The organism is Methylocystis sp. H62, assembly GCF_015709515.1.
Lineage (GTDB): Bacteria > Pseudomonadota > Alphaproteobacteria > Rhizobiales > Beijerinckiaceae > Methylocystis.
This window is the reverse complement of record NZ_JADNQZ010000049.1, coordinates 1-16903: the sequence shown is the minus strand read 5'-3', so window position 1 is coordinate 16903 and position 16903 is coordinate 1. Positions and strand designations below refer to the sequence as shown.

Genomic DNA, 16903 nt, shown 5'->3' with positions numbered 1-16903 from the left:
CCATCATGCCCGAGCAGTCGCGACATTATGCCGATCTGATATTGGATTGACGCTTTTCAGTGACACTGGACCGCCATGCAAGCGATAGGCTGAGACGCCATCGTCTCTTCTGAACCGCTCGATAGAAAAGCCCGCGTGGCGCAATCCGCTGAGCGCCGCGCGGGTCGTATGCGGGAGCCATCCGGTCGCCCCCATCAGCGCATCGATCGAAGCCCCCGCCGATCCGCTCAGCTGCTCGATCAAGAGAGCCTTCTTCGTGCCCGCGCGCACGCGGTGAGCCGCTGAAACGACCGGAGCATGAGGTTGTTCGAAATCTGGAGGAGTCGGAAGCCCTTTTCGGCCGTTCCTTTCGCTCCGACGACTGGGGGAACCTGCGTTCGAAGATGCTCTGACATGTTCTCGAGTCGCGCTCTCGACGACCTGGTCAACAACGCCGATGGCTTTGCGTCCGGCGCTCAAAATCACCAGACTGAACGGTCGCCCTTGCGCATCGCGGCGCCACACCGGCATGTCAGCCTTCGCCCTTACCTCGCGCATCAGCTTGCGCGCGATCAGCGATTTGACGACCTTGGTCGCCGCGGCGCTTTTCAAAATTTCAGCAGGATTCGCGGTGCCGTCATCGCGCTGAGCGGCGCGCGAAAGCACGACGCGTTGGCCGTCGGTCAATTTATGCACTTCGTCCTCCTTTGGTCACGACAGCTTGCGCTGCCACTGACCAAACCCCGCAGTCGGCGTACAGCCAGCGGGGTGGAGGAGTGGCCTCGGCGAGATTGCGAGGATCCGGAGGCGCCGTGACACACAGCAATGCTCTGTTACCCCACGAAGTCCAGTCCTTTCGGACTTTGTCGTGGGTGGGCCGGAGGCCCAGGAACCCCTGACTCATAAGCGGGTCCAAGGTTCGAGCCCTTGTGCGCTCACCAATTAAATCAAAAGTTTATGAAAAGTCCGACGCCGACGATTTTCTTTCTAGGTAGCAAATAGGCAGCAAAATCGAAGCCGCGAAACAGAAGAGCCGCCCGGAAGCGGCTCTTTGAGTTTGATGGGTCGCCATGTTCAACGGCGATGCGATCCTTGCGCGCATCCGTTCATCGAGCGTTGCCGCTGTTGGGCCGGCGCTTCGTCGCGCTCGTCGTCGGCGATCTCCCGGCAAACGCTCTTGCCGTCGAGCGGGAAGGCTTGCAGCATGATGTTGAAGCCGCCGCCGTCCTTGTGCGGGAACACGAGTCCGACGTTCCGCCAAAAGTCGTCCTGGCCCTCGCGACGGATGACCGAATAGGCGCGATGCGTCGGCTGCTTGGGTTGCTCTTTCTCCGCCATGGAAACTCCTTCGAGCGGTGGCGATGTCCTGCGTGGGCAGGCGGCGAGGGACGCACGGCCTCGCCGCCCGCCCGCGCGGATCAGCTCTCGGGGTCATGGGGAACTATTGGTCAGGGTACGCCTTGAGCGGAATCGGTCAAGGCGATGCGCCCGTCGGGCATATATCGGGTCATATATTCCGTAGGCTTTGTCACGTTGTCGAACGATCGACGCGAATGATCGTGGTGACAATGGCGCTCATGCTGCAGCAGTGACCGAACGCCATGTGTACATGGCCGAGGTTCGAAAAGCTCGGTGCGTTTTTGCTGAAACGAGATGACGTTGAACGTTGAAAGTGTTGTGGGCCGCTGCATGAAAGGAGAGAAATCTTTGCGCTGATCCAACGCTCCTGAAACCTTGCATCTTGCGTTCTCGTCGTCGGGTCGGTTGATGCGAATTCTCCGCCCTGTTGTTTCGCCATCGGCCAGTGCGATGCTTATGCGCGATCCCAAGATCACGCGCCGCTGCTTGGTAGGATCGCAGATCGTCCGTGATCAAGTTCTCTGGCAGAAAGCCATATTTCTTCAAGAGCTTGCGCATCAATTTCAGCGCTGCGGCCTTATTCCGCTTGGTCTGGACCAGGACGTCCAGAACCTCGCCCTCGCCATCGACGGCCCGCCATAGATAGACCAGACGTCCATCGATCTTGAGATAGACTTCATCGAGATGCCATGTCATGTGCGTTTCGGCCGGCGCTTGCGCAGCGCAGCCGCGATCCTGGGTCCAAAATGATTGACCCATCGTCTCACAGTTTCATAGGATACGGTGATCCCGCGCTCAGCCAAGAGATCTTCGACGTCGCGAAAGCTCAACGCGAAGCGGACATACAGCCAGATGGCCTGTTGAATGATTACGGGTGGAAAGCGATAGCCGCTGTAGCTGATTTCAGTCATCGTTCAGGATAAGAGGCAGAGGTCAAAGCTGGCAAGCCGCCAATGTGACGATGCCAAAAATACAGCTGATGAGAAATCACTCCACTCATCACTCCTTAGCTTGAGTTGCGTTTCGAAGACATATCTCGCGCAGTATTTCTCTTCAATTTTCTCTATCTGGTTCTTGGAAAGAAACGAGCAATCAGTCAAAATTCTCATTTTTCCCCCATGCGATAAAGGGGCTTGGCAAGCGCTCGCGCGCTGTGGATCCTAAATCATCCGCCCTCAAGCTTTACGCGGAGCGCTGCAGCCCGCACTGCCGACATTTGCAAAAGGCTTTGGTTAGGTCATTTGCCTCGCGACATCACATAGAGCATTGCGCCCTCCGCCTCATGATCTGTCGGCTCTTCAGGCAGCGGCAATTCAATTTGAAGCCCTTCCTGTTGCGCCAAGAGGCATTCAATGGCGTTCGATGCTTGTCGATATAAGTTATTGTCGTTCGCATCATCGCCAATCAGCGACTGCAGCTGCGTTAATAAGTCTGAGTAGTTCGTCATCGGCCTGTCTCCCAGTGTTCGACATCGGTCGGACGAATTCGCAATCGAAGCGGCTCAAGGGAACTCTTCGGCTTGTTTCACTAATTTGAGGACTTGCGCAAGCCGGTCTCTAACTGCGTATCCATTCGCGATCTTCGCTCGCGCTCCTATCCGTCGCAAGGACAAATATCCCTCGTTTTCGGCCGAGACGCGGTAACGCTCGGCAGGACTGTTCCGCTGCTGGATCACCCGATGGGGGCCGACCGGCCGCGGGACCAGTCCTCGTGCCGCTTACAAACAAAATGCTCTACGGCCGGGCTAAAATCGTTTGGGAAGGTTGCGCGGGAATCGTGGGTTATGACGTCACAGGATCAAGCGACCGAGAACAGATGCGCTCACAGGCGCCTGTGTGCGTCGACGCGATCTCGAAATCCAGAATTACTTGGATCGACCTCAGATACTTAGTTCGACGTGATTAACTTCTGGCGCTCGGATGTTAGAAACTTCACAAGACGATTGGTTAGAACGAACGTCATAAGACGATCGAGGAGCTTCCCGAAATGGCCAAAGAACTATGCCGGCCGACTGACATTTCTTCGTGATGGCATTGCTCGATCGTCAGAGACTCAACGCGGTGCATCTGGACCGGAAAGCAGCGGGATCACCTGATAGCTCGATGGAAGGTTGATCGGTTGATAGCCTGACACCGCCTTCATCCGGTTGAGGACGGACTCGTGAATGTAGGCGTTATGAGGGATTAGACGCGGCTCCGCTTTCGGAATGTAGTGGCGAAGCCACGACCGGCGATCCTTCCATTCCTTGTATTTGTCTGCTTTCGGTATCCATTCCAGACTGCGCCAAGCCGTCGTCATCGATTGATGTGGATCACGCATGATGTCGGGTGCCACATAGATGAACGGACTTCCTTTGCGTTGAATACCCCAGGCCAACTGATTGACGGTCTGCCGGCTAACCGAAAGGCCATATTTGACCGCCTCCTCGATCATCCAAAGTAACGGAAACTTCGAAAGACCGCTTTCTTTTTCAGCGTAACCTCCGCCGATATCGGCATGTACGCCCGCGAACCAAACTTGAAGCGCGTCCTGCGGCTCGGCATTATTCGTTGCGCTGAAGCGATTGTGCATGAATGTCTGGAACTCCTGCCACGGCGCAAGGCGGAACATCCTGCGCTGCTCGTCAATGGCGATGGCATGGCGAAACACCTTCACACTCGGATTGACCTGCGTGAACTCCAGTTTTTGGAGACTGAAAGCGTAGAAACGGTCAGGACGTGGCACGATGACACTAGCGACGGTGTCCCAAACGCCGAGAAATTTGATTGTAGGCCAGCGCGTCGAAACGATGCGCGCGAATTGTGAGGCCGGATCATCTCGCGTCGATGGTGGCGCTTGCCGCTCGTTTTCCGCGTCCGCAGGTTTGTCGTCTGGTTTTTTTTGCGTTGAACTTGTCTGCTTGTAGGCAGTGAGCGCGGCATCGGCGAGATTACATTGTTCCGGCGCGAGCAAGCCGACCTTGTGGATAAGCCCTGCCAGGACGCGCACCGTATAGGCACCGCGACTAAACCCGAACAGGAAGATGTCGTCGCCTTCTTCGTAGTGATTGATCAGGAAGGTGTAAGCCTTGAGGACGTTGTCATCCAGACCATAACCGGTCGCGAGACCTAGTAAGGTGACCGTATCCTGCTTGAGCTTTGTCCAGGGATTTGGGCGCGCGAGCGTGCCGACACCGGGATCGTAAAAAACCCTTTGCTGCGGATCGGTTTTGCCCGTCTTGCGGACGACGCGATAGAGCTTCAGCACATTCGAAATGTTCTCGCTGATTTCGTTTCCCGTGCCGTCACAACAGACAATGATATTCTTCATCCTGCTCCCCGCGCGCTAACGAGCATTCTGCGGCCAGATCTATTGCAATCGCCTGGTTATTGCGCACATAATTGTGAGCAATGATGTATGCTTCCATAACTACGGCCTGACGCGCGCCATATAAACGGCGGTTGATCAGATACTCCCCGAAACTTCAAGCTCGTCGTGTCCGGCACGGACTAAGTGAGAGTTCGCCGCCACCAAAACTTCCGCCAGCCGCGGCCCCAAACCACTTTTGGTCACACCGGGCTGAACCACGATCACTCCAAACCTAACAGGCCTGCGCGATGCTAATGCACGAATGGCGGCTACGTCGCCGCGCACCAGCTTGCCGACACCTTTCCTGCGCTGCATACGGTCTATTAAACGATCAACAAGCCGCGGAAGATCACACCAAATAATTGACTTTATGGCTTGTGCGCAGACTTCATAGACGTGGTCGACACGGTTGCCGGGCTGCGCGCCGCCAGCGGCCTTGCAATGGTATAAAGTGACGTTCACGCCGTCATCAGCGGCAGGCTTTAGAACAATAAAGTCAGCGGCCTCTCCACTGCCCGTGATCCCAGTACACAACTGCATTGTCGTCGACATTCAGTTCTCGCTCCAGGAACAACTGGAAGCAGCGATTATATTGCCGGTCCTTTCCGACGAAGATCGTCTCCACCGCCGTCTTGATCCCCCCCCCTGAAGACTGTTTGCAGGTCTGCCCGCTTTGTAAAGCGTCTTGTGCGGCCCGTCGCCTTTCGGCGCGTCCTTCCATTGGAGGCCGTTGCGCCGGACGTCATGCCCCACGCAAGACGCTCTACAATCGTTTCGTCCGCGGGTCGGCGAAAGGCGTCTGGGTCGAAATCTTTCATGCCCTCGCGTGGACGGGCGACCCGCCCGCGCAGGTTCTGATCGATAGTTCCGCCGTGAAGGCACATCGCTGCGCGTCTGGCGGTAAAGGGGGAGCGCCATCAGGCGATCGGTTGATCATGTGGCGGACGCACCACAAAAATCCATGCGCTGACCGACGCCCTTGCCGTCCGATCGCATTCTTACTGACCGGCGGACACGTCGCCGACTGCACGGCTGGCGCGTCTCGCTGGAGCAACTGCCGCCGTCATCGATCCTGCACACCGACAAGGGTTAAAACAGCGAGCGATCCGCCGCCAGGTCAAGGAAACAGGCGCAATGCCGAACATTCCGCCAAAGGCGAACCGGCGTTGGAAAATTTGCTTCTCGCCGTTTCTCTACCGCAATCGCAACGCCATTGAGAGCCTGTTCGGCCGACTGAACTTTCGTCGAATCGCAACAAGATACGATCGGCTCGCCGCGAACTTCCTCGCCGCCGTATGCCTTGCCGCCTCCGTCAGCTGCTGGTTATGAGTCCGAAGCCCATATGGAATTTCTTGCGGCACGGAAAAATTGTGGCAAACTAACAAAATGAAAAGCCGAGAGTTGTTGAGTGTTTGAGGTCACTACTTTCGGATATGTTTTTCGATTGATCGCCAGCTGCGCGCAGGCTCCGAGAGCAGTTCAGGACGCGGGTCAACCCTTTTTACAGGGCCTTCACCGCGACTCATTCAGACGGACTCACGTCCGACCGACCGGACCGGCTTCGAACGCCCTGCGTCAACTATTGAAGTGCTGTTTGCATCCTGTCGCAAGGAGGCACGGAACCTAGGCCAATTTAAAAGCCTCGGCGCTTGCGTCAGATCCGTCTATTGCCGTCACGAAAGCGGAGGATTGCCATGACAAGAGAGGAACGCGTCGCCCAGTACGTCAAACGGGTCATCGGCAAGCGATCGATCGAGGAGCTCAAACTCTCCGAACCCATCACCGAAGGCATGCCCGCTTCAGCCGGCCTTGAACTCCCCGGAGGCGCGCCGGAGAAGCTGATGAACGCCGCGAATACCGGGCTGGAAAGCGTCGCGAGCGGCAAGACGTTGACGGCGGCGGAGATCGCCGGCTTGGAGGCTATCATTAACGCCAAGGAGCGCCCGGCGATTCCGCTCGAAAGCGCTGATTTCACCATTAGCCATCCAGTCTGGGCGCATCTCGCGACGCCGGAAACGCGAAGCCGGATTTGGAGCTGGCAAAAATCCATCGGTCGGATTGAGGTGAAAGGGATCGACGCCCCATATGGCGGCACCGGCTTCGTCGTGGGACAAAATCGTCTCATGACAAACCGGCACGTCGCCGAACTTTTCGCCAGCGGGCTCGGCGATAAACGCGTCAGTTTCATCGATGGCGTCACGCCGGGCTTCAATCTTGCCTTTTCACCGGATCGCGGCCAAGGCGTCATGCTGCGCGTCGCGTCCGTCAAGCTCATTCATCCCTATTGGGATATGGCGGTGCTTGAAGTTGAAGGGCTCCCCGCCGATGCGGCGCCTCTTCTTCTTTCGCCGAAAGACGCGGCGGATTATCTGGACCGCGAGGTTGTCGCGATCGGCTATCCCGCGAGCGACCGGCGCAATGACGCCGGCGACCAGCAGCTCGTTTTCAAGGGTGTTTTCTACGTCAAGCAATTGCAGCCCGGCCGACTTGGCGGTCGCGAGGACGTCTCGAGCTTCAAGAAGATCGTCAGCTCCGTCGGACATGATTGCTCGACTCTTGGCGGCAATTCGGGTTCGGCGGTTATCGACGTTAAGGATGGGGCCATAGTCGGGCTGCATTTCGCGGGCCGCTATCTCATCGGCAATTATGCGGCGCCAATGTGCGAACTGGCGAAAGACGGACGCGTGCGCGACGCGGGCGTGCTGTTCGATGGCGCGGGCCCAGCCATGAGCCAAACGCCCTGGCAGAGTTGGTGGACGGGATCCGACGCCGAAGAGCGCGCCAATCCGACCAACGAGAAGCGAGACGCGATGCCAGCGACTTCTGCGCCAAAGCCCGCCGTTCAGACAGCGGCGGCTCAGCCGCAAGCGGCGCAGCCACGCGTCATCGACGGCGCCGTTCACCTAACTGTGCCGCTACACATTACGATCAGACTCGGGGACACGACTCACCTCGCGGCGACTATGCATGAAGCCGCCCAAGCCGCAGGCGAAGATCTTGTAGAAAAAATGGTCGAGCCGCAGCATGACGTGAACTACGGGTCTCGAAAGGGCTACGATCCCCACTTCCTCGGCGTAAACGTGCCAATGCCGGAGCCGGCCGATAAAAGCGTCCTCGTGAAGACGCCAAGCGGCGACAGCCTCGATTATCAGAATTTCTCGATCAAACTGCACGCCGCCCGTCACCTTGCCATCGTCGCGGCGTCCAACTTGACCACCGAGTCCAAGCTCAAGAAACCTGATCCGGCGAAGAACTACTCGCGCAAAGCGCTCACCGGTCTCGGCCCCAACGATCAGGAGCGCTGGTTCGCCGACAACCGCATCGGCGCTCAACTGCAGCTGCCCGACATCTTCTATACGAATGACGACGGCAGCTTCGACAAGGGCCATATCGTGCGCCGCGAGGACGTCACATGGGGGCAGACTTACGAAGACGTCGTGCGCGCCAATGGCGATACCTATCATGTCACGAACTGCTCGCCTCAGGTCGCTGGGTTCAACCGCTCGGCCAATGGCAAAGACAATTGGGGCGACCTCGAGAACTCGGTCTTTTCACAGGCGGCAAGCGAGCGGCTCACTATCTTAGCCGGTCCCGTGCTGGCGCATGACGATCCGCGCTTCCTCGGCCGCTTTGGCGGCAAGACTCGGGCGGTCGTGCAAATTCCCGTCAAATTCTGGAAAGTCATCATCGCCCGCACGGAAGAGGGAATCGGCGCCTACGGCTTCGTCCTGGAGCAGGACCTCTCAGATGTCGACACGAGCGAATTTGCTGTGCCAGAAAATTTCCTTCCGAGCATGCGCCCCTTATCGGCGATCGCCGAGATGGCCGGCATTGCGTTTGCGCCCGAGGTATTCGCTGCCGATCAATTCGATGACCGCGGTGTGGAAGTAGCTCGCCGCGCGGGTGTCAAGCGCAAGAGGCGCTGAGATTATGCGCGAGCTTACGCCCCAGGAAATCGATTCTCTGGCGAAGACGATCAAATCCGCATTCGATTACCCCAAGCTCGACCGGCTTCTACGCCTGTCGACCGGCGACAGCCTGGGAGATTATGTCGGGCCGGCGGTTGGATTGAAGCAGGCGGTATATACGGTGCTCAACCAGCTGAACCAGGATCGCGTCACGGATCAGCTGCTCAAAGCCGTCTACAGGGAATCTGTATTCAACGAGGAACTACGGAACACAATTCGCGCCGTGCTGCCAGGCATCGACGGATCAACGCAAATTCGGCCGCTGTACGCCCTGCAAAAAGGCGGCGAGGACCTCGGCGTCAATGAAGGCCCAGGCCTGCAAAAGGTCGTAAAGCCCAGTCTTGTCGCGGTCGACGCGGGCACATGGTACGCAAAGCTCGGCGCGATCTTGCGCCAGGTCTGCGCCGTCACCGCGAATGGCGCGCCGATTGGCACCGGCTTCCTTGTCGGCGAACAGGCAGTTTTGACCAATTGGCATGTCGCCGAGCAGGCGCGCAAACTCGGCGGGGGAAACGCCATGGCTTGCGCTTTTGACTACATACGTAAGGCTGACGGGAGCCTTGCTCCGTCGCAAACGATCGACGTTGAGGCGATCCTGGTCGAGCGCCCCTGTAGCCCAGCGGAACTCACCGCTGATCCCGATAATCCGGCGCCAAAGCCGGACGAACTCGACTACGCCTTGTTGAAACTCAAGCGGCCTTTGCCGGAACGCGGCTATGTGCGGCTCGTTGCAGGGCCGCCCCTGATCAAGGGCTCGCCACTCTACATCGTGCAGCATCCTGAAGGTAAGCCATCGATGATCGCGCAGGACACCGAAGCGGTCATCGGTCTGCTGCATGACGGTTTGCGACTGCGATATAACACCAATACCGATCCCGGCTCGTCTGGGTCGCCCTGTTTCACGGCTGAGTGGGATCTCGTGGCGCTACACCATCTGGGCGACCCCAAACGCAAACCGCCGACATATAATCAGGGTGTCCCGACGGGGCTGATTCGCAAAAGCATTGTTGACGCCCATGAGGGCTCTCTTTTAGGACCGTGAAGCGATGCCGCGCTACGATCTCTCGCTCGCGCAAAAGCAGGACGCCGCGTTCGTCGAATCGATCGCCGACGCAATAAAGCCGTTTAGTGGAGACGAATTGATGCGCGTCGCCTTCGCGCGCTATCCCGGTCCTTCCGATCCAGAAGATACAATGTCCCCGAATCTAACGCCGGCGCAGAATATGCGGAACTGCCTGCGCGGCGTGAATAACGAAGTTATGTTGCGCCCGTTCCTGTCCCGCGTGATCGAGGATCAGTGGCGCAATGACGCGCTCAAGGAAGCGTTATTGCGCAAGATGCCGGACCTCGTGTTGGCGCCGATCGGACTTCAGAGCGCGTTGCAGATTGTGTCGACCGGCGTTGCACGCCTACTCAATCTCATCGCCAAAAATCCAAGCTTCGGCGCGGTCGGCGCGAAGCAGGGCGATGAGAAAGCCTTCGACATGGTGTGTCGCCATCGCGACGCTTTCGTCCAGCTGCGCGACGCGCTCGCGCATTTGCAGGCGCTGAAAGGGCTGCACGACGCCCTGCATATCCTTCAGGTCGGCAGCGCCGACTGGCTCGACCCCGACCCCGACGATGACGATGATCCGGAGACGATCGTTCTGCCCCTTGCCGCGCTGGCGAAACAGGCGAGCGACGCCGAACTGATCGTCACCGAGAAAATACCCGGCTTGCGACATGATCATCTGATGCTGGGACAACAGACTGCTCAAAGCTTGTCTGCGATTAGCGATGATCTGAACTCTGCGAGCCGGGATGCGCAGGCGGCCGGTCTCGAAAAATTGCGGCAAACATTGCTGAGTCTGCCCAAAGAAATCGACGGCGCGATGTTTGGCCTCTCGCGTGATTTGCCCATCCGCCAGATTAGCCGCGCTTTCGGTACGATCAACGATTTATCCCAGTCCGACTACGCTGGATTCGATCTCGTTCAGGTCGCGATGGCGCAGCTTGGCGAGGCGCTGCGCGGGCGCGTGCTCGAACACGCAATGTGGCAGGCCACCGATGTGAGCTTACACGCGCTCGAAAATATACTGGGCGACCGCGATCCCAGTTTTCTCAAGCCCTTCGTCCAGCGTTGGCAGGATATTCGCCGCCTCGTTCGTTATCTCTCCGATGCGCCCAGTGTCGGCAATTCGGCTGAAGCGCTAGTTGGCATGGCGCTCGACGCATATGACCGCGCACTCAAAACAAAGAATGCCCAGTCAGTCGAGATGTCCCGAGACGAGGCGTTCGAGGAGATTGTCAAGACCTTCAGCGCATTCAAGACGACGCCGCGCGAGCGATTTCTCGCGGTCGACAAGGCGTTGAAAGAGGAATTGGCGCTGATTGGCGCATTGCAGGTGGGCCTTGACGAACTTCTCGAACAACGCGTGCGCGAAACTTGTAGCGTCTTTCTAACTAACCCGTAGCCCCGGAGATGCGTATGTCTGCAGATGCGAGCTCCAATGCTGCGATAAACCTGGCCCGTGAATTGCGCCGTCGGCATCAGGCGCTGATGATTCGGAATCTGGAAAGTCGCGTCTCTCTCGAAGAGATTGAATCGTTTACGACAGACGTGATCGATGCCGGCGAAAGTGTGCCTGCAGGGCGTGACCGGGACCGATTGCGCAACATGCTATTTTTTTGGTCCGCCGAACGATCGAGCCGTGAAGCGCGCGACGACGCGCCCTCGGCGGATCGATCACGGGAAGCAATCGATAGGGCGAAGCCCCGCTGCGCGCTTCCTGAACTCAAGCCCCTTAAAGGCGACACGCCGACGATCGAGCTGACATCCGATCGACCGGTGCGGCCATCTGCGCTCGTCGATCGCGAGCTGAGCGAAGACGAACTGGCAAAACTCTTCAAGACGCGTATGACTTTGCGCATCGCCGCGCTGGCCCGGCAATATAAGGCGAATCCCGGTCCGCTGCGAAAAGGCTATCTCCTGTCCGGCTCCGCACTTGAAGAAGCGCGCGCGGTCATGGACCGCGACCCCGACATCGGAATGCTCGTTGAGGATAGCGACAAAAAAGCTGGACGCGAGAAGTTGTTTCGGCGAGGCGCCATCATGGTGGCATCTTTGACCATCGTGGGAGCAGGCTTGGTTGCCTGGAGGGTCAGGGAACAATTTAGAGAAGCAAAAAACGAGCAAGAAAAGATGGAGGTTGCTTCGACCGCGCGCCGAGCAGAACAGGCGGAAGTGTTTTTAAAGCTCCGCTATGCGCTCGACAAGATCGAAAAGGGCGACCCGGGTCCGTTGAGGAAATTCGTAAAGGACTATGGCGATGCTGGCGCCAGCGAACAGGCGAGCATTGTCGCTCGGACAAACGACGCGCCCGCCGCGACCGAGGTGGTCAAGCAGCTTCAGACCGCCGTTGACGCACTGAAAGCGGGCGACGCCAAACCGGTGATCGCTCTCTCACGCGAAATTGCGCGTCCCTCCAATAACCAGAAACGTGCGCAGATTGAGATGGCGGCTAGAGAGCCAACGCAAGCGACGCTGGGCGCCAGCAAGGTACGCCCCCCGGCCATTAACGCTCCCACCACTCGCGATACGCTTTCCTGCGATGGATGGCTCTGGCTCGGCAGCGATGAAAACCGCAAGGTCACCGGAGATGGTTCGATTGCGGAGCTAAAGCCAGGGGATCGCGTCAGCGTCATCGCCAACAATGACATGAGGCTGCGCGCCAGTAAACCGCAGGACGATTATTCGATGGCCGAGGCGATAGGCCTTGTCGCCGTGAACAGCGAGGTCGTGATCCGTAGCGCGCCGGTAAGTTATCAACGTCCGAGCGGGCTGACGCAATATTGGGCGGAAGTGGAGACTGCGCGGCCATTCTGCACGCGGATTTCTATCCAATACGCGGGCGATGATCTTGATCGGCTCGGTCGCCTCCGCGACGCGCTGATCGCAGATGGCTATGTCGTTCAATCGCCGCAACAGTTGGTCTCTGCACGAAACAAAGTTGAGGTCCGCTTCTTTAGACCAGAGGATGAGTCCGCCGCAAAGGCCGTCGCCTCCGAGCTGGCGCGTTTGACGAGCCGCGCCAACGTCACGACCCAACGCATGACGGACGACGGCTCCTCGGGTTCAATCGAAGCATTGATTGATCTCAAACTAGTGCACTGAATGAGCGTCGTGGTCAATTGTCAACGCAATAGCGTACACAGTGTGACTCCTGAGCCGCCCGGACTTTGTCTCGAGCGCAAGCGAGCGCTGTGTCTTCATGCGCATCGACGAGGTCGCCTCCATCTCGCAGATCTCAGGCTGTGTGTATCGAAAACTAGATCCGGACGTAGTGGTGATGAAGTCTGCTGAGAACGGCCCGTGACTTGACGATTCCAATCTGCTGAACGGCGCGCGAGATCGGCGCATCTTTGCTTATCGACAGATGGGTTCTGATCTCATTGTAGTATCGCAGAATCCCGCGCAGATGCGCCTCATTCCAAACAATGAGATCGTCCACGCACTCACGGCGAATTGATCCGATCAACCGTTCAGGCTGATTTTGTTCTTTATTCTGCACCAAGCTTCTTCGAAGTCGGGCGCTCGCGAAGTTCACGTCCTGATTCGTCCACCAGGATGTGTTGGAACCGCTGCTGGTACTCCGTGCGAATGTCCTCGTGCTCCGCTATCAACTGTGCCGGCAGCATGACGAGATCGCCAAAATCGTCGGTGTTCTCCTCAAGCAACGCGTTTTGGTAGACTTTGTAGAATTCTCCGACTTCGACCGCCTTCTCGGCAGAGTCGACCTCATCAGGCCGCGCCTGAGCAAGCGTAGCGGTTGCTTCGGCGAGATATTCCTCGGTGTGATCAGCTCATCTTTGCAGCGAGAGATCGCCTGCAGGACGTAGACCAACTCGTAAGCGGGTTCGAACAGGTTCCGGTAGTGGCGCAGCGGTAGGCGCGCGAGGTTGGCTTCCAAAAGTGCAAGCTGATCAGTCTGATCGAGTGATTTTGAGATCCGGCGTTCGCCCTAATCGCCCCGGCCACTTCGTGACCATCTCCAGCCCCAAAAGCATGAAAGATTCCGACCCACATCTCGATCGCCGCATCCTGATGCGAGTCCGATAGTCGCTCCCGCATCTCTTCCGCGGCTTTGTTCGAGAATGTCAGCGCAAGGATCGACCCTGAGAGTGCCCCCTGACCAGGCAACTGCGTAAAGTTCGTGGTGTGGCCGGCGCGCTACGAGGAAGTGGTCGCGGTTGCCGGCACCAACCGGCGTGACGAGGCCTGGCGCGGCAGTTGCCGCGGCGAAGTGACTGCACGTCGCTCGCCGGCAACTCCGGTTCGGTATTGATGAGCCTCCTCACGGCGCGAGTAGTCAAATTTCTGCGACGAGCCCCCTGCGTCTCCCTCAAGAGCGCGCTTCTCGGAGAAGTCGAGTTCGCCCGAAATTCTCGTCATCGGAAGAGATTGGGAGCCTATGTCCGTTTATGGCGGGGACACCGTTGAAAAAATTCGGCTGATCCGGAGCCAATGATCCGTATGTTGATCGTCGGGCATTGCGTGGGCATACGGTCGGAGTGGCGCCTGTGCGAGGAAATTCAGTGGAGTTCGACGGGGCGCCCGACAGCGCTCGCCTTGACCGAGTACTTATTGTTGTCGAAGCGAACCAGGCAGGTCTTCTACGCTCACCGCGTGGAAGCCGTCGAAGCAACCGCGTAATGGAATGAGCTTTGGCCGCTCTTCCTCAAACGCCTCGAAGATTGTCTTGTCGACAATCTCGGGATGGCGATGCGCTTTGGCGTAGGCGACGCATTTGTCGAGCAACCAAGCGTTCAACTCGTCATAGCTCTTGAACCGCAGACGCGGCGTGAAGAAGCGCTCGCGCACCAGTCCGACCTGATTTTCGACCTGGCCTTTCTTCCAGCCAGACGCCGGCGTGCAGGCGACGGGTTCGACAAGATAATGCCCGCACATCTGAAGGAGCGCCGATTATATTGTCGCTCCTTGCCGACAAAAATCGTCTCCACCGCCGTCTTCATATTGTCGTAGATGCCGCGCTCGCACGCGCCTTCGTTTAAGGACTGGGTGCTGCCGTCGGCCATGGGGAAAATCCGGCGCAAGCTCGCGGGCTCTGCCGACGGCGACCGGCAAATAGTGAAAATCCTCGCGGCGGTTCTGGATGACGGCTTGCCGGCGGTCGAAGCCGCCTGCGCCGAGGCAATGGATCAGGGCGTGCATTCCGCCGACGTCATTCTCAACATCCTCGCACGGCGCCGCGATCCCGACCCGCCGCTGACGATCCTCACGCCGGACGCCCTGAAGCTGAGGCATGTCCCGCTGGCCGATTGCGCAAGATACGATCAACTGAGGAGTTCAGGCTGATGATGGAACGCACGCAAATCTTCGATCTGATGGGCGAACTCAAACTCTACGGCATGAGGAACGCCTACGATGAAGTGATGACGACCGGCATCAAGCGACAGCATGAGCCGCCGCAGATCGTCGGCGATCTTCTCAACGCCGAGGTCGCCGAAAAGCAGGCGCGCTCCATCAAATATCAGATGACCATCGCCAAGCTGTCAATCGGCGCTGGAGTTTGACCCCTTATCGGCGTGCAAATTTGGCTCTGACGCACAATTGGTGCAGCGCTGATTAGGTTGCGCCGATGAGGCGCGCTTCGAGTAGATCGAGTTTTGCGCGCCCATACATTTGTCGCTTAACGAGTTTCAGCTTTGTGATCTGTCCTTCGGTCTGTCCGTTGGACCAAGCGGCGATGATTGCGGCTCGCACGGCAGCCCTGTCTCTCATGATCCCGTTAGCTAAGGACGCGACGAGACTTGCTTTCGCTCGTTCAATCCAGGCGTCGAGTTCTCCCTCATCCTTCTTCCGTATCATCGCATGGAAAGCAGCGATGATGCTTCGCGCGTCGACGAGCAGCGGGACGCCGTCTTCTACCGCTGCGATCGTTACAGCCTCTGACTTGGAAAGCGCGTCGCGACCAGTCGTCATCAGCCGCGCGATGGTTCTAGCCGAAGGGACGCGGCGCAAGCTTCCAGCGTCAGCTTTCTCGGCGCGGCGCCGACGCCCAGCCCATTCAGAGACGACCCGCAAACAACCCCGAAAGCCCTGTCTTTTCAGACGCCGCCAAAGCTCGGAGCCATTTTGAAGGCCAGCGGCCCATTGCGCGTCGAGCCAAGGAAGATGCGGCTCCAATGAACTTTCGCGCGTTCGGAATACGTCTGAACGCTGGCCGCGCAGAATCCTGCGCACGAGTCCCCGGCTATGCCCGGTCTCGCGAACGATCTGTTTGATCGGGGCTCCATTCATGGCGCGCTCAAGGATCGCGGCGTTCGCATCCTCCCGACGCAGATATCCCTCGTATTGAATGTGCTCGGCGGCGGTGAGTAGGGCGGGATCGACGGTCGCCGCGCCGATTGCGGAGCGGATTTGACGCATGGATTTGCGCACGGCGTCGAGGAAGGCGTGGCTGGCGTTCTCCATCAGATGCCAGCGATCGGCGACCTGTATCGCCTGTGGTAACGCCTTGGTGGCGGCCAGCGAATATGCGCCGCCGCGGTCACGCGCGACAATGGCGATCTGCGGCTGAGCGGCCAGCCAAGCCTGCGCGGTCGCGGGCTCCCTGTCGGGCAGAAGACGGATGGGCCGTCGTCGTTCTAGGTCGCAAATGATCGTGCCGTAACGCTGATTGCGTTTCCATGCCCAGTCGTCGATCCCGATCACAGTAGGGGTGGGGAATGGCGGACAACCTCGCCGGCGAACGGCTCTCAATAATGTGTCGTTGCTCACCGGCAGCATCAATCGGCGAGCAAAGCTCGCGGCGGGACGGCCGCCGAGCTCGAGACCGAGATGATGAACGAGGCAATCCAGCCGCGCCGTGCGGCGAGCCCACGGCGCAAGGACATCGGCGCTGAAGCGCTCCGTGAAAATCGCGCGACGACAGGAAGCAACATCGCATCGGAACCGCCGCGCGATGACGACGAGCCGAACCTGTCGCCCCACCAGCGGCAGATCGGCCAGGCGCCGGAGATAGTGGCTGTGGACTCGCTCTGCGATCACCGCGCAGCTCGGGCATCCGCTTTTTTTGCTTGTGGGGCGAACAGTGATGATGGCGACCCCGCCATCCTGGACAGCATTCTCAACGTGGAAACCGGGTGGCACAAAAGTCGAGAGGCGAAGGCTGCGGGGCATGTCGTTGATTCCTTCAATGAACCAACACAAGCCGGCGCCCAAACTTCATCAAATGTGAGTCAGAGCC

General features: G+C 58.5%; 14 protein-coding genes and 4 pseudogenes. 7 read left to right on the top strand and 11 right to left on the bottom strand.

Translation table 11 applies throughout. The annotated features are described in order from the left end of the window. Positions 1–3: 3 nt before the first annotated feature. The 6 genes and pseudogenes from IYY11_RS07305 to IYY11_RS07280 form a co-directional block, all read right to left on the bottom strand. The gene (locus tag IYY11_RS07305) at positions 4–675 is read right to left on the bottom strand and encodes a DUF3489 domain-containing protein (RefSeq protein ID WP_196403254.1); all 672 of its coding nucleotides are present in this window, start codon (positions 673–675) and stop codon (positions 4–6) included. 378 nt (positions 676–1053) lie between these two features. Continuing rightward, positions 1054–1317: a hypothetical protein gene (locus tag IYY11_RS07300; RefSeq protein ID WP_196403253.1), complete on the bottom strand. Its 264-nt coding sequence runs from the start codon at positions 1315–1317 to the stop codon at positions 1054–1056. Between the two features lie 237 nt (positions 1318–1554). Further along, positions 1555–2249 (bottom strand): annotated as a pseudogene (locus tag IYY11_RS07295) (IS6 family transposase). A gap of 326 nt (positions 2250–2575) precedes the next feature. Then, entirely contained in the window at positions 2576–2785 is a 210-nt protein-coding gene (locus tag IYY11_RS07290) for a hypothetical protein (RefSeq protein WP_196403252.1), read from the bottom strand. 605 nt (positions 2786–3390) lie between these two features. Then, entirely contained in the window at positions 3391–4647 is a 1257-nt protein-coding gene (locus IYY11_RS07285) for a DUF2235 domain-containing protein (RefSeq protein ID WP_196403251.1), read from the bottom strand. Between the two features lie 135 nt (positions 4648–4782). Further along, a complete protein-coding gene (locus IYY11_RS07280; RefSeq protein WP_196403250.1) occupies positions 4783–5238 on the bottom strand; it encodes a hypothetical protein in 456 nt (151 codons plus the stop codon). A gap of 191 nt (positions 5239–5429) precedes the next feature. Between IYY11_RS07280 and IYY11_RS07275 the strand changes: the two are divergent. From IYY11_RS07275 to IYY11_RS07255, 5 genes and pseudogenes are all read left to right on the top strand, one after another. Continuing rightward, positions 5430–6015: pseudogene (locus IYY11_RS07275) on the top strand (IS5 family transposase); the annotation flags it as partial. 365 nt (positions 6016–6380) lie between these two features. Next, positions 6381–8612, top strand: a complete 2232-nt coding sequence (locus tag IYY11_RS07270; protein WP_196403249.1) for a DNA/RNA non-specific endonuclease — start codon at positions 6381–6383, stop codon at positions 8610–8612. A gap of 4 nt (positions 8613–8616) precedes the next feature. Next, positions 8617–9696, top strand: a complete 1080-nt coding sequence (locus IYY11_RS07265) for a serine protease (protein ID WP_196403248.1) — start codon at positions 8617–8619, stop codon at positions 9694–9696. Between the two features lie 4 nt (positions 9697–9700). Continuing rightward, positions 9701–11107 (top strand): hypothetical protein, encoded by a 1407-nt coding sequence (locus tag IYY11_RS07260; protein WP_196403247.1) that lies wholly within the window; start codon positions 9701–9703, stop codon positions 11105–11107. Positions 11108–11121: 14 nt separating this feature from the next. Beyond that, positions 11122–12807, top strand: coding sequence for a hypothetical protein (locus IYY11_RS07255; RefSeq protein ID WP_196403246.1), 1686 nt, complete (start codon positions 11122–11124; stop codon positions 12805–12807). 154 nt (positions 12808–12961) lie between these two features. On the opposite strand, the gene IYY11_RS07250 is transcribed toward IYY11_RS07255, so the two are convergent. The 4 genes and pseudogenes from IYY11_RS07250 to IYY11_RS07235 form a co-directional block, all read right to left on the bottom strand. Then, complete coding sequence (locus tag IYY11_RS07250; protein ID WP_196403245.1) at positions 12962–13204, bottom strand: integrase; 243 nt, start codon at positions 13202–13204, stop codon at positions 12962–12964. Further along, positions 13194–13370 (bottom strand): UvrD-helicase domain-containing protein, encoded by a 177-nt coding sequence (locus tag IYY11_RS23805; RefSeq protein WP_409455238.1) that lies wholly within the window; start codon positions 13368–13370, stop codon positions 13194–13196. Before IYY11_RS23805 ends, IYY11_RS07250 begins: the two co-directional genes overlap by 11 nt. A gap of 121 nt (positions 13371–13491) precedes the next feature. After that, entirely contained in the window at positions 13492–13833 is a 342-nt protein-coding gene (locus tag IYY11_RS23800; RefSeq protein ID WP_196403244.1) for a UvrD-helicase domain-containing protein, read from the bottom strand. 398 nt (positions 13834–14231) lie between these two features. Continuing rightward, positions 14232–14696, bottom strand: a pseudogene (locus tag IYY11_RS07235) (Mu transposase domain-containing protein); the annotation flags it as partial. A gap of 16 nt (positions 14697–14712) precedes the next feature. Here IYY11_RS07235 and IYY11_RS07230 point away from each other — a divergent pair. Both IYY11_RS07230 and IYY11_RS07225 read left to right on the top strand, forming a co-directional pair. Next, on the top strand, positions 14713–15009 hold the full coding sequence (locus tag IYY11_RS07230) for a hypothetical protein (protein WP_409455237.1): 297 nt from the start codon (positions 14713–14715) through the stop codon (positions 15007–15009). A gap of 2 nt (positions 15010–15011) precedes the next feature. After that, positions 15012–15212: pseudogene (locus IYY11_RS07225) on the top strand (ATP-binding protein); the annotation flags it as partial. Positions 15213–15279: 67 nt separating this feature from the next. Here IYY11_RS07225 and IYY11_RS07220 read toward each other — a convergent pair. After that, entirely contained in the window at positions 15280–16836 is a 1557-nt protein-coding gene (locus tag IYY11_RS07220; RefSeq protein ID WP_196403243.1) for an ISL3 family transposase, read from the bottom strand. Between the last annotated feature and the right edge of the window lie 67 nt (positions 16837–16903).

Excerpts from the sequence above, each read along its gene's own strand:
- IYY11_RS07300 (WP_196403253.1), bottom strand. The coding sequence starts at position 1,317 with ATGGCGGAGAAAGAGCAACCCAAGCAGCCGACGCATCGCGCCTATTCG.
- IYY11_RS07290 (WP_196403252.1), bottom strand. The coding sequence starts at position 2,785 with ATGACGAACTACTCAGACTTATTAACGCAGCTGCAGTCGCTGATTGGC.
- IYY11_RS07285 (WP_196403251.1), bottom strand. The coding sequence starts at position 4,647 with ATGAAGAATATCATTGTCTGTTGTGACGGCACGGGAAACGAAATCAGC.
- IYY11_RS07280 (WP_196403250.1), bottom strand. The coding sequence starts at position 5,238 with ATGTCGACGACAATGCAGTTGTGTACTGGGATCACGGGCAGTGGAGAG.
- IYY11_RS07270 (WP_196403249.1), top strand. The coding sequence starts at position 6,381 with ATGACAAGAGAGGAACGCGTCGCCCAGTACGTCAAACGGGTCATCGGC.
- IYY11_RS07265 (WP_196403248.1), top strand. The coding sequence starts at position 8,617 with ATGCGCGAGCTTACGCCCCAGGAAATCGATTCTCTGGCGAAGACGATC.
- IYY11_RS07260 (WP_196403247.1), top strand. The coding sequence starts at position 9,701 with ATGCCGCGCTACGATCTCTCGCTCGCGCAAAAGCAGGACGCCGCGTTC.
- IYY11_RS07255 (WP_196403246.1), top strand. The coding sequence starts at position 11,122 with ATGTCTGCAGATGCGAGCTCCAATGCTGCGATAAACCTGGCCCGTGAA.
- IYY11_RS07220 (WP_196403243.1), bottom strand. The coding sequence starts at position 16,836 with ATGCCCCGCAGCCTTCGCCTCTCGACTTTTGTGCCACCCGGTTTCCAC.